Source organism: Paenibacillus sp. FSL H8-0122, from assembly GCF_038005345.1.
GTDB lineage: Bacteria > Bacillota > Bacilli > Paenibacillales > Paenibacillaceae > Paenibacillus_AQ.
This window is the reverse complement of sequence record NZ_JBBOTB010000001.1, coordinates 4,286,346-4,298,791: the sequence shown is the minus strand read 5'-3', so window position 1 is coordinate 4,298,791 and position 12,446 is coordinate 4,286,346. Positions and strand designations below refer to the sequence as shown.

At 55.8% G+C, this 12,446-nt stretch carries 12 protein-coding genes; 7 read left to right on the top strand and 5 right to left on the bottom strand.

The window, feature by feature from the left end:
* Positions 1-1,368 carry a YheC/YheD family endospore coat-associated protein gene (locus NSS64_RS18635; protein WP_340942261.1) on the bottom strand — a complete coding sequence of 456 codons (1,368 nt, stop codon included), beginning with the start codon at positions 1,366-1,368 and terminating at the stop codon, positions 1-3.
* A 353-nt stretch (positions 1,369-1,721) separates the two neighbouring features.
* Between NSS64_RS18635 and NSS64_RS18630 the strand changes: the two genes are divergently transcribed.
* Positions 1,722-2,063 (top strand): YlbF family regulator, encoded by a 342-nt coding sequence (locus tag NSS64_RS18630; RefSeq protein ID WP_340942260.1) that lies wholly within the window; start codon positions 1,722-1,724, stop codon positions 2,061-2,063.
* Positions 2,064-2,154: 91 nt separating this feature from the next.
* Here NSS64_RS18630 and NSS64_RS18625 read toward each other — a convergent pair whose 3' ends face one another.
* Positions 2,155-2,736, bottom strand: coding sequence for a hypothetical protein (locus NSS64_RS18625; protein WP_341141090.1), 582 nt, complete (start codon positions 2,734-2,736; stop codon positions 2,155-2,157).
* Positions 2,737-2,914: 178 nt separating this feature from the next.
* On the opposite strand from NSS64_RS18625, the gene NSS64_RS18620 reads away from it, so the two are divergent.
* The gene (locus tag NSS64_RS18620; RefSeq protein WP_036721603.1) at positions 2,915-3,199 is read left to right on the top strand and encodes a hypothetical protein; all 285 of its coding nucleotides are present in this window, start codon (positions 2,915-2,917) and stop codon (positions 3,197-3,199) included.
* A 307-nt stretch (positions 3,200-3,506) separates the two neighbouring features.
* Positions 3,507-4,841 (top strand): DRTGG domain-containing protein, encoded by a 1,335-nt coding sequence (locus NSS64_RS18615; RefSeq protein ID WP_340942257.1) that lies wholly within the window; start codon positions 3,507-3,509, stop codon positions 4,839-4,841.
* A 162-nt stretch (positions 4,842-5,003) separates the two neighbouring features.
* On the opposite strand, the gene NSS64_RS18610 is transcribed toward NSS64_RS18615, so the two are convergent.
* The 3 genes from NSS64_RS18610 to NSS64_RS18600 form a co-directional block, all read right to left on the bottom strand.
* The gene (locus NSS64_RS18610; RefSeq protein ID WP_076082940.1) at positions 5,004-5,306 is read right to left on the bottom strand and encodes a YtpI family protein; all 303 of its coding nucleotides are present in this window, start codon (positions 5,304-5,306) and stop codon (positions 5,004-5,006) included.
* 106 nt (positions 5,307-5,412) lie between these two features.
* Positions 5,413-5,916 (bottom strand): hypothetical protein, encoded by a 504-nt coding sequence (locus NSS64_RS18605; RefSeq protein ID WP_341141089.1) that lies wholly within the window; start codon positions 5,914-5,916, stop codon positions 5,413-5,415.
* Positions 5,917-5,967: 51 nt separating this feature from the next.
* Entirely contained in the window at positions 5,968-6,288 is a 321-nt protein-coding gene (locus NSS64_RS18600) for a YtrH family sporulation protein (RefSeq protein WP_036721610.1), read from the bottom strand.
* 145 nt (positions 6,289-6,433) lie between these two features.
* Here NSS64_RS18600 and NSS64_RS18595 point away from each other — a divergent pair, with 145 nt between their 5' ends.
* The 4 genes from NSS64_RS18595 (at position 6,434) to accD (ending at position 12,446) form a co-directional block, all read left to right on the top strand.
* Positions 6,434-10,012 (top strand): DNA polymerase III subunit alpha, encoded by a 3,579-nt coding sequence (locus NSS64_RS18595; protein ID WP_341141088.1) that lies wholly within the window; start codon positions 6,434-6,436, stop codon positions 10,010-10,012.
* Positions 10,013-10,631: 619 nt separating this feature from the next.
* On the top strand, positions 10,632-11,132 hold the full coding sequence (locus tag NSS64_RS18590) for a phosphatidylglycerophosphatase A family protein (RefSeq protein WP_036725608.1): 501 nt from the start codon (positions 10,632-10,634) through the stop codon (positions 11,130-11,132).
* A gap of 147 nt (positions 11,133-11,279) precedes the next feature.
* Positions 11,280-11,468 (top strand): hypothetical protein, encoded by a 189-nt coding sequence (locus NSS64_RS18585; RefSeq protein ID WP_036725605.1) that lies wholly within the window; start codon positions 11,280-11,282, stop codon positions 11,466-11,468.
* A gap of 84 nt (positions 11,469-11,552) precedes the next feature.
* Positions 11,553-12,446 carry an acetyl-CoA carboxylase, carboxyltransferase subunit beta gene (gene accD / locus NSS64_RS18580; protein WP_036725603.1) on the top strand — a complete coding sequence of 298 codons (894 nt, stop codon included), beginning with the start codon at positions 11,553-11,555 and terminating at the stop codon, positions 12,444-12,446.

The window sequence follows — 12,446 nt, the reverse complement described above, 5'->3', positions numbered from 1 at the left end:
TTATAACCCGGCCAGATAACGGCAGTATAGAATCATTTGTTTGACTGAGGGTCTGATTTTCTGATCATTCAGGGGGGTGTTGTCGTTCTTGGACGGCTTGGAGTTGACCTCCAGCAGCCAGATCCGGCCGGATTGGTCAAGTGCGAGGTCGATGCCGAGTTCCCCGAAATGGGCGGGAATGTAGGTCTCAACCCCTCTTGCAATGGCCAGCGCTGCTCTGGGCAGCTGAATCTGGGTGCTCTCTTTGACACCGGCCGGAAGACTGCTTTTGCTGACGGCCTCCTTGACCGTACTGAGCGTACCGCCACGGGCAAGATTGGAGACGAAATGATTACTTCCGGCGGTCCGGGCCACGATGGAGGTGACGCCCCATTTGCCGGTGCCGTTCTTCTGTACCAGTGCCCGGAAATCGACCGGCCGCCGTCCAAGCTCCATCAGGGAGAGACCCTGCTGGATCTGGAAGCGGGTGGTTTTCATCTTGGGGGCAATGGACTGAAATAGCTTCGCCAGGCTGGAATAGCTCTGCTTGCGTGTACCCATCGGAGTGGTGGACAGCAGCCGGTAGCCGCCGCCTTCCTCCTTGGAAATGCGCAGAATGCCCTTGCCCAGGCTGCCGCGTACCGGCTTCAGGAACACGCTGGGGTAGCTGCTGCACATTTTTTTGAGTATGGCGAAGCCGTTCAGGGCATGCGATTCGGGCAAGTACCGCTGCAGGGCGGGGTCCAGAGCCAGCGCCTCGAATACCTCCGTCTTGTCTAGGAACTTTTCGTTGAAGAAGTGAGTTCCGTAGCGGGATTTTACATCTGCCAAAAAATGCTGTACGCTAGGTTTATTCTCTACCTTTCGCGTGGTCAGCCGATTGTTGATCACATCGGCAACAGGAAGACTCAGCTTCCGCCAGCCCTCATCGTAGACCCAGCCCTGGATGGTAGTGGTGCGTGATTCCAGCGCTTCCGGGGTGAAGAAATAGACATAAGCGCCTTGTGCATGGCAGGCATGAGTCAGCTCCCGGCAGAACATGGTGATCTGGCCGAAGACCCGCTCCGGCTGTTCGGGATGGTCCCGGCTCACCAGGACGCCAATCATCGGCCCCAGACGCAGAATGCGGCTGCCGGTGCTGTAGGAAGCGTTAAGCGTCAAGCGCTGTCTTAAGCCAAGCCGCCGGGCGAGTGCCTCGCTAACGCGCAGACTGTCGGATTTGGGAACAGGAATTACGGTAACCTCCTGCCGGAAAGAGCCGAAGTTCAGCTGAATGGTTCCGTGCGCCGGTATTTTGAGCCTCTTCATGGATTTGTCGCCTAGCATTACAGCATTTTCCTGCAGGATGCCCGAGTGGACCGTTTGAACCGGGATCTTTAGCTTAGACATCGTGAATCTCCTTCCGGTAGGCAAGCATGGTGCCGGCAATATGAATCTTGAGGGTTACATATCATTCATCATATGGAGACATCTGACCCTTGGTGATTGACCTATTCCCGAAAAAGCCGTGCCGGGCGGATTAATATCGCCGGCAGCCAGGGGGCTGGCAGGCGCGCCCTGGACCGGAGGGCGGGAGCACAGAAGGAAGTAGGCTTGCCCGGTCGGAACTTGCGCGGCTGTCAAATTTGGGCGCAGACAGCCCCTGGGCTGGCTGCTGAACAGGCATAGATCCGCTGCCTGCTGAATGAGCGGGGGCTTTGGAAGCGAAGCAGAGACGAACATTATTTGGAGGAGGAAATAGAATGAACGTGATTGATAAGGCGCATGAATTGGCGCGTGCCATTAAAGACAGCAGTGAGGTATCTGATATTACCAGTGCAATGAAGGTGATCGAAGCAGATCCGGAGAGCAAGGCGATGCTCGACAACTTCCGCCAGAGCCAGATTGAGCTGCAGCAGCGGATGATGAGCGGGGACATGCCTCCACAGGAGGACATGGAGAAGATGGAGAAGCTCTTTGAGGTGCTTAACCTGAACCTGGGCATCCGCCGTCTGTTCGACGCAGAACGCCGCCTCAGTGTAGTCATCGAAGATGTGAACAAAATCATCACAGACAGCCTGTCCCAAATGTACGGCGCACAATAAGCACCGGCAGCGCATCGGGGATTCTCTGATACAGAAAAAGGGTGATTTCAGGGCCATATGGCTCTGGAATCACCCTTTTTGTCATATTCCGTTAATCCTGCTTGCCCTCTACCAGACACAGTAGAATAGCAGCGGCCATCCCGAGACGGCGGTCCAGCTTGCCGTGGGTGTCCTTTGAGAAATCGGCAGTGATTTTGGTGACAAACGGGTTGAAGTTGTACCGGAAGGCAGGAATCACCATTCCCCCGATCTCCAAGTTATATTTCAGCGGAATGATGGCAACCGCACGGCGCAGCAAAGCGAGCAAGGCGTTATCCTCCTTAATGGTGCCTATCTCGTTATCCTGCGTGTCCAGGATGGCCCATTCGTCCTTGATGAGAGACTTCAGGCCTTTGCGGCGGAGTGCGCCCACCGTTTCACCGGTCTCCATATCATACACATCATAGGTTGAGCTGATATCAAGAATCTTGCGCGCTTTGATCCGCAGCAGCTCCCTCCCCATTGTCTCGTCAGGGTACAGTGTAATGTCCTCTCTCAGCCGGAACGCTTTCATTTCCGAGAACAGCAGCAGCTCCCCCGAATCACCCAAGATATGTAGCTTTCCGCCCGGCGCAGAGAATATTTTTTTGCGGGCGATGTACCGGGTCTGGTTATAAATGGGATTCAAGGTCATTCCCTCCTTCGCTATATAACATCTCATACCCGAGCCATGCAGGATAGAATCTGCTAACAAGGTGTGATCAGCCTGCTGAAAAATTACGCAGCTTGTCTCATATTTCAGGCCGCAGGTTCATAGAATAGAGATATAGATTCATTCTAACAATCCTGTAGAGCGAAGGAGCGGTCCTGCAATGAGAAAAAGAAGTAAATTCAAACATTCCGTGTATCTGCTGGTTGCCCTGGCCATGCTGTTATACGCGCTGCCGAAGCTGTCTTTTCAGAATGGTTCCGGCTGGGTGCTGGGCTTCGGTCTGGTCTGGTGTGTCTTCGCGTTCCTGGTTATTGCCTCACATCTGCATTTTATTATCGGAGTGGATGAAGAGAAGCAGAAGCGCCTGGATGCCGTCCGCAAGGCCAAGCTTGCACAGTGGCAGGGCCAGTGGAACGAAGAAGGCCGGGTGTCGCAGAGATCATAGTTCCGGGATTAAGCTAACGGTGCAAAAGTACCCCCTGTTTGCCTGTGCGGCGGACTGGGGGTTACCTGTGCATGCCACTCCTGCTGGAAGTAAGGTGTGCGGTGTTATATATATATTCCCGGCTGTACTCATTGATGTCAATCCTGGGAAGGCCCGTTCTTTCCGCATATCTCCCATACATTTATAGCTGCTTGTCATAGAGCTGTCATAACTTTTGAAAGATACAGTGTAACCTGTTGTACTCCGGTGTGCCCAGCATGTATAATGGGTACAGAATAGTACAGATCGGGGTATGGGGGTGTAACAGTTGGAAGGTCAAGGCGATAATATCACAAAGCATGAACAACTGCTGCAGCACATTGAAAGTCTGAAGGTGGGAACCAAGATCTCCGTCCGCAAGCTGGCGAAGGAGATGGGGGTCAGCGAAGGTACGGCTTACCGTGCAGTGAAGGAAGCGGAGAACCTGGGAATCGTCATCACCAAGGAACGGATTGGCACGGTCCGGGTGGAGAAGAAGCCGCGCAATATTTCCGAACAGCTTACCTTCGCGGATGTGGTGGATATCGTCGAGGGGCATGTGCTTGGCGGAGCAGAGGGGCTGAACAAGCATCTTCATAAATATGTGATCGGTGCGATGAAGGTCGATGCCATGATCCGGTACATCGATGCGGACAGTCTGCTGATCGTAGGGAACCGCGATGATGTGCACTCGCTTGCACTGGAGCAGGGGGCAGGCGTCCTTGTAACGGGGGGCTTCGGCACGAGCCGCGAGGTCAAAGCGCTGGCCGATGCGCTGGACCTGCCGGTCATCTCGTCCAGACATGATACGTTTACCGTGGCTTCGATGATTAACCGCGCGATCTTTGACCGGCTGATCAAGAAGAAGATCATGCTGGTCGAGGATATCGTGGAGGGCAAGCTGCGCCTGAATACACTCAAAATCTCCAGCACCGTAGGAGAGCTGCGTGAACTGTCGCAGGCCAGCGGCGAGCAGCGGTTCCCGGTCACGGATGAGTGGAACCGGGTCATCGGGATAATAGGCCGGCGTGATGTGGAGGATCTCAGCGAAGGGCAAATTATTGAAAAGGCGATGGTGCGCAGTCCGGTCACCGCTGCACTCCAGACCTCGCTGGCTTCGGCGGCGCAGATTATGATGTGGGAGGGAATCGATTTTCTGCCCATTGTGGACCGCAACCGCAAGCTGGTAGGGTCGGTCACCCGGCGTGAAGTGTTGCAGAGCCTGCGCGACGCCAGCAATCAGCCGCAGCTTGGAGAGACGTTCGATCATCTGATCTGGAACGGGTTCGCGGATGAGCGGGATGAGGAGGGAAGATTATTCTTCCACGGCTTCATTACCCCGCAGATGGCAACTGATCTGGGGACGATCTCGGAAGGGGTTCTGTCCACCCTGATGACCCTGTCCGCCTTCAAAGCAGCCAAGGACATCACCGGGAACGACTATGTACTGGACAATATGTCCACCTATTTCATCCGTCCGGTACAGATCGAGCATTCCATCACCGTCATGCCGAAGCTGCTGGAGATCAGCCGCCGCACCTGCAAGCTGGAGATCGAGATCAGCTATATGGATACCATTGTAGCCAAGGCCGTTCTGATGCTCCAGTCGATTGACCATGGCTAGCGGGGATGAGCGGCTGACGATGAGCGGGTAATGCTGGGCGAATAACGATGAGAGTGACGATGAACGAGGATTCATTTTCGGGAAAAATTAATTAGACCAGGGCTGTCCTGCAGGCGATCAGGAGGGGCAACTGGTCTATTTGTATGGGCGGCGGCTGAACCCTCAGCTTCCGCTGCGCATCCGGCTGTAGTAGCTGAAGCTGCGCAGTCCCGAGAAGATATTGAACAGGCCCAGTAGCAGGAAAGCAGCCTCAATGACCACGTTAAGCGTCGAGCCGCGGAAGATGAACATCGACATGAGTGAAAGCGTGACCAGCATTCCGCCCAGCAGCATATTCATGATCGAGCGCCTGGTGCCTTGTATGAGCGGGTCGGCGGTTCTGCGGGAAGAGATGCTGTACGCGGCGGCGCATACCATGAAGATAACGAGCAGGGCAAACAGCAGATACTTAATGAACATAATCATGAACGGACAGCTCCTTTGTGGAAGACCGGGCAGTCAGCGTAGCCTCAGCCGGGCACTCTGTATCCTGTGATTGTGATTTGTCCACTATTGTATCATGATTTGCGCCTCAGCTGCGCTTATAAGGGCTGATTTCCACCCAGATTTGCAGCACGCCCTCCATCACCAGCATGGTGCGGATTTTGACGGTGTATTCCTTCTCGCGGGCCAGATAGATTTTGCTGTCCAGCAGCAGGCGCGCCAGCTTGCCGTCGGAATCGATATCGAACATGCTGCGCCCGCGCAGCGGCTCCAGATCGCCCGACAGCTTGCTGAGGACCTCCTTGGCTATCACCGGGTCCAGCGCCGCCGTATTGTCCTTGGCCTTGCTGCCCTCGGTACGCACCTTAATCTCACGGATGACGGTGGAGGTGTTGTTGTATTTTTTGAGCGTCAGAATGTCTTTCCGGTTCTGTTCAATCTCCAGCCGTAGAGCCTGGTTATTGACCCAGAGTATGTTATAGCCCATATGATAAATGGCGTTGTACAGGGCGGCTCCCACAATCATCCCCAGCACAAACACAGCAGCAATCTGCGAGAAACGGCGGTAGCGGTCAAACGGCGGAAGTCGCATGTATCTTTTCACCCCTTGATCTATAGGCATTTGGTTGGAGGCGTGATGGTTCTACTTGCCGCAGACCCACTTGACCAGCTCACTGCCCATATGAGCGCCCAGGAAGGCGAACACCAGATAGAGAATCTGCTTGATCGCCGGGGAGAGATTGCCTCCCAGCATATTGCTCTCAATGACCCTCATCGGGTCGATGGTTCCGCCTACAGCAGCAGCCAGTGCCCATATCTTAATCCGGTCTGCGATTTCCACCATGGTATCGGTTGGCGGCTGAAGAGAGACGACGGCTCCAATTCCGCCCAGCATCGCTCCGCCCAGCACTATGCCGAAGGCGATGAAGAAGTCGAGGACGGCCTTGCTTAAGAAAATATCCATAAAAAGCTCCCTCCTTAGATCAGGCGGCGGCCTGGCTTTTGCCTGTCCATATGCTCTTAATCCATTCTATGGGCGGCTCCCCCTCTAATATGATAAAATAGTTTCATCTTATGTTTTGATTTGGAGCTGAAGGGAAGTGGGGAATATGAGCCCATTCGTGCATTTGCATGTGCACAGCGAATACAGTTTACTGGACGGGGCGGCGCGCATTACAGATCTCGTGCGCCGGGCCGGCGAATACGGCATGACATCGCTGGCGCTGACGGATCATGGTGTGATGTACGGGGCCATCCCTTTCTATAAAGCCTGCCGGGCGCAGGGAATCAAGCCGATTATCGGCTGTGAGGCTTATTTGACCGCAGGCTCGCGCCGTGAGCGGGGGAGCCGTAAGGATCAGCCGATCTATCATCTGATTCTGCTGGCGAAGAATATGACCGGCTACCGGAATCTGATGAAGCTGATCTCCATCGGCCATCTGGAGGGCCAGCATTACAAGCCGCGCATCGATATGGAGGCGCTGGCAGCACATGCCGAAGGTATTATCTGCCTCAGTGCCTGCCTGGGCGGTGAGGTACCGCAGCATCTGTTGCACGGTAGGGAGGATGAGGCGCGTAAGGCGGCGCTGCGGTATAAGGAGATTTTTGGAAGCGACTTCTATCTGGAGCTGCAGGATCACGGGATTGCCGAGCAGAAGCGGGTGAATCCGCAGCTGATAGCACTTGCTGAAGAGCTCGATATTCCGCTGGTGGTGACCAATGATGTCCACTATATGGACAAGGAGGATGCCGAGGTCCAGGATGTGCTGATCTGCATCGGCACGGGCAAATCCGTAGACGATGAGGACCGGCTGAAGATCGGGACGGACCAGCTGTTCTTCAAAAGCGGAGAGCAGATGGCTGTGCTGTTTCCGCATGTGCCGCAGGCGATAGAGAACACGCAGCGGATCGCTGAAGCGTGCAATCTGGAGCTGACGTTCGGCCATCATATTCTCCCGGAATTCTCGCCTCTGCCGGAAGGGCTGGATGCCGCTGCTTATCTGCGCGAGCTGTGCCGCAGCGGACTTGCGCAGCGTTATGCGGATACGCCGCTCTGGGAATCGCCGGAGCAGAAGGAGACGGCCGAGAAGCGGCTAGACTACGAGCTGGGAGTCATTGAGAGCATGGGGTTCAGCGATTACTTCCTGATCGTGTGGGATTTTATCGCTTTTTGTCACCGCAGCGGTATTGTTACAGGTCCGGGCCGTGGTTCCTCCGCAGGGAGTCTTACCGCGTACACGCTGAAGATTACCGATGTGGACCCGCTGAAATATAATCTGCTGTTTGAGCGGTTCCTGAACCCTGAGCGGATCACTATGCCCGATATTGATATCGACTTCAGCGACGAACGCCGCGATGAGGTGATTGCATATGTGGTGGACAAGTACGGTAAGGAGCATGTGGCGCAGATCATCACTTTCGGTACGATGGCGGCCAGGGCTGCTGTCCGTGATGTGGGCCGGGCGCTGAATCTGCCGTATAACGAGGTGGACAAGGCGGCGAAGCTGATTCCGGGCCAGCTCGGCATCAGCATCACCCGGGCGCTGGAGAGTACGCCTGAGCTGAAGGCGCTGTATGAGAGTAATCCGAAGACCAGAACGCTGCTGGATACGGCCATGAAGGTGGAGGGCATGCCGCGCCATGCTTCAACACATGCGGCTGGCGTGGTCATCTCCAAGGGGCCGCTGACAGACGCGGTTCCGCTACAGGCTGGTAATGAGAGCACGGCGCTGACCCAGTACTCCATGGAGCATCTGGAGAGCGTAGGGCTGCTCAAGATGGACTTCCTCGGGCTGCGGACCTTGTCGATTATTGAACGCTGCATGAAATGGGTGAAGGAGATGACCGGGAGCGTACCGGATTTCCGCTTCATCCCGGATCATGATCCGCTCACCTATGAGATGCTGGGAGCAGGCGAGACCACCGGCGTATTCCAGCTGGAATCGGCAGGCGTACGGCGGGTGCTGAAGGACCTGAAGCCGAGCGGGTTCGAGGATATTGTCTCGGTGGTAGCGCTATACCGTCCGGGTCCGATGGAATTCATCCCGAAATTCATCGGGGGCAAGCACGGGGAGTTCGAGGTCGTCTATCCGCATGCGGATCTGCAGCCGATTCTGGCCGATACGTACGGCATTATCGTCTACCAGGAGCAGATCATGCAGATTGCCTCCCTGATGGCCGGCTTCTCGCTTGGCGAAGCAGATCTGCTGCGCCGTGCAGTATCCAAGAAGAAGCGGGAGACACTCGATCAGGAGCGCAGCCACTTCGTGGAGGGCAGTCTGAAGCAGGGCTACAGCGAAGCGGATGCCCATGCGGTCTATGATATGATCGTGCGGTTCGCCAACTACGGCTTCCCGCGCGCCCATGCGGCTGCTTACGGGGTGCTGGCCTTCCAGACCGCTTATCTTAAGGCACATTATCCGGTGCAGTTCATGGCCGCTATGCTGACTGCTGTGATGGGGAGCCACCGCAAGGTGGCGGAATATGTCCTGGAATGCCGCCGGTCCGGGATTGGCGTACTGCCGCCGGATGTCAACGAGAGCGGGGTGCTGTTCACTCCGGTGCCCGGCGAAGGCCGCGGGCATATCCGCTTCGGTCTGGCTGCGGTGAAGAATGTCGGCACGCAGGCTGTAGAGAATATTATAGCAGTCCGCAAGGAGCGGCCGTTCGACAGTCTGCTCGATTTCTGCCGCCGGGTCGATCTGCGGGTCTGCAACAAGCGCGTGATCGAATCGCTGCTGCAGACCGGAGCTTTCGATGCGCTGCCCGGACACCGGGCGCAGCTGCTGGCGATGCTGGATGAGACGGTGGATGCGGCGGCCAAATGGCGCAAGGAGCGCGATGAGCTGCAGATCCAGCTGTTCGATGACCTCATTGAGACGCCGAACTGGGAGATCCGCTACCCGGATATTCCGAGGTTCAGCGGAACCCAGCAGCTGGAGCTGGAGCGAGAGCTGCTCGGGCTCTATCTCTCCGGCCACCCGCTGGATGACCATGCGGGGCTGCTGGAGGAGCCGGGAGTTCAGAAGCTGATGGATCTTGGCGAAGCAGCGGATGAGAGTATGACCGTGACGGCCGGTATGGTCGTGTCGCTGAAGGAGATCACGACCAAAGCCGGTAAGGCGATGGCTTTTGTGGAGTGGGAAGACCAGATCGAGCGCTGCGAGGTCGTACTCTTCCCGGAGGTGTGGAAACGCAGCCGCGCCCTGATTGAGAAGGGCGCGCTGCTGGCCCTGCGCGCCAAGGTGCAGCAGGAGGACGAGGGCTTCAAGCTGCTGGCCGAGGAGGTAGCTCCGCTCACCTCGGACAGCGTGCGCGGCCTGCTGCAGCGCCGCAGCGCCGGGTCCCGGCCCGCCTACGGCGCGGGCCGCAGTGCCCCCGCAGGAGCGCCTGCGGCCGCTCCTGCAGCCCGCACGGGGCAGGCCCCAGCCGCTGAGCGCGCCGCAGGCTCAGCGGCAGGCGCCCAGCGTGTCTTCATCAAGATCACGCCGGGCGCTGAGCTGAAGGGTCTGCTGCCGCGCCTTCAGGCGCTGCTGCAGACCCATCCGGGACCCGCAGCGACGCTGCTGTTCTACGAGCGTAACCAGAAGGTGCTGGCGCTGAGCGACAGCTACCGGATCGAGCCCTCGGAGGAGCTGTTCGCAGCCATTGAGGAGATGCTGGGTGCCGGAACCGTCCGCCTCAGATAGGAGCAGCCCGACTAGCCTAGTGCAACGTCAGAATTTAATTTATATGGGTTGGATTAGTAAAACGATACCACCTACAAATGTGTTCGGTTTTTCGCATACAATGGGCCTGATTACCTTGCGCTATCGAAATGTGTTCGGTTTTCCGCATACATTTGTCCCAAGCAATGCACTCTTTTAGTCGTTCAGGCCTCATCATGCCGACCCGCTATTTTTAATCTGATGCGCTACAGGAGCTTGTTCAAAGTGGACATTCAGATAGATGTATTATGAGCAATTAAAAACCGTGAGCAGGACGGCTTTCCTCTCCTAACTGTAGTCTGTACAACTAAATCTGCCCGAAAGGGTGAGAACCCGCATATAGAGGCAGTTTAATTGTATCAATTACAGCTAAAAGTATATTCGGCGGTAAATCAGACGATCTAGTTGTACAGATTGCACTTAAGCATACCCAATGCACCATAATCGGGGCATGGCAACACTGATCTTTTTAGCACATTTGCCCCCTCTTCCGCATACATTAGGGAACCAATAGAGTGAACTTATGAATCTGTCAGGCTTCACTCTCAAGTTCAGCTAAATCATAGCGGGGCATTGTCCCGTGCGGAAGGGGAATGACATCATGTCCTATCAAATGGCGGAGGATCTGCTGGAGCGCCGGGGAGTATCACTGGATTCGATCGCAGAGATCGTCTATATCCTGCAATCGGTCTATTATCCCAGCTTAACGCAGGAGGAGTGCCTGAGCAGCGTCAAGTCGGTCCTGAACAAAAGAGAGGTCCAGTATACGCTCATGACGGGGATTGCGCTGGATGAGCTGGCCGAGAAGAAGCTGCTGCCCCAGCCGTTTCAGGCGGTAATGGAAGCGGATGAGTCGCTCTATGGGGCGGACGAGACTCTTGCGCTGGGTATCACGAGCGTGTATGGAATGATCGGTCTGACCAGCTTCGGCTACCTCGATAAAATAAAGCTTGGAATTATCGGCAAATTGAATGATGATAAGGGGAGCATTCATGTATTTCTGGATGATCTTGTGGCCGGAATTGCAGCTGCAGCTTCAGCCCGGATCGCCCACGGGCATGAGGGTGCGAAGGTCTATCCCCATGTGACCGGGACCGAATAACGGCTGCTCCTGATGCGCTGCGATCGGCCTCCCGGGCCTGAGTCCTTCCTGCCGGGCTTGCTTGCGGGAAAAAAGAAAACTGTGTTATCATAATTTCATTATATTCAGGATACGGCTGGATTCGAGATTAGGGAGGCCTTGCAGGGCATGTGGACGGTAATCTATATAGCGCCGACCGCCAAAGTGGCGGAGATGATCGAGAGGAAGCTTACGGAAGAAGGATTTCTGATTAAATGCCGTCCCATCAATATGTCCAAGCAGCAGTTTGAGATTCTGGTTCCTTCGGGAGAGCTTGAAGAAGTGCAGGAGGTCCTCAATCTGATCCTGCATCCCTGAAGAGTATGGCGTAGAGATTCAAGAGCATTCATCACAGCGGCAAGCTGCTATTTACGCAAATAAACGGCTGAAGAGGTGCGACCCTTGTTCAAAGATTTATTTCAGAAAAAACGGAAGTACGCGACTATTCCTTCAGAGCGTCTGGAGCGAAGCGGCGGACCAGCAGAAGGCGAGCGCCCCAAGCGGGAGATTCCCGAAGGCCTAATGAGCAAGTGTGCCAAATGCGGAACGATCCAGTACAGCAAGGAACTGGAGAAGAATTTGAAAGTATGCCCGTCCTGCGGCTATCATATGCGTCTGAATGCGACCGAACGGATTGCGATGATACTGGATCCGGAAGGGTTCATTGAGTTCGACAGCGAGATGGCGTCCATTGATCCGCTGAAGTTCCCCGGCTATGCCTCCAAGCTGGAACAGCAGCAGTCCAAAACCGGACAGGTTGAGGCTGTAATCACCGGCCAGGGCAGCATCGGCGGACATGCGGTTATTGTAGCCGTGATGAACTTTGAGTTCTTCACCGGCAGTATGGGGTCCGTGGTTGGCGAGAAAATTACAAGAGCGGTGGAAGAAGCGACAGAGCGGGGACTGCCGATGCTGATCTTCTCTACCTCCGGCGGAGCCAGGATGCAGGAGAGCATTCTCAGTCTTATGCAAATGGCGAAGACAAGTGCCGCGCTGGCCCGGTTCAGTGAAGCGGGCGGCCTGTACATCTCCGTCATTACTGATCCGACCACCGGCGGGGTATCGGCGAGCTTTGCCAGCCTGGGCGATATTATTATTGCCGAGCCCGGAGCGGTCTTCGGCTTTGCCGGACGGATTGTCATCGAGCAGACGATCCGCCAGAAGCTGCCGGAGGATTTCCAGACGGCAGAGTTCAATCTGCAGCACGGACAGCTGGATCTGGTCGTGCACCGTAAGGAAATGCGCTCCACACTCACGAAGCTGCTGGAGCTGCATGATGTGAAAGGGGGATTTTAG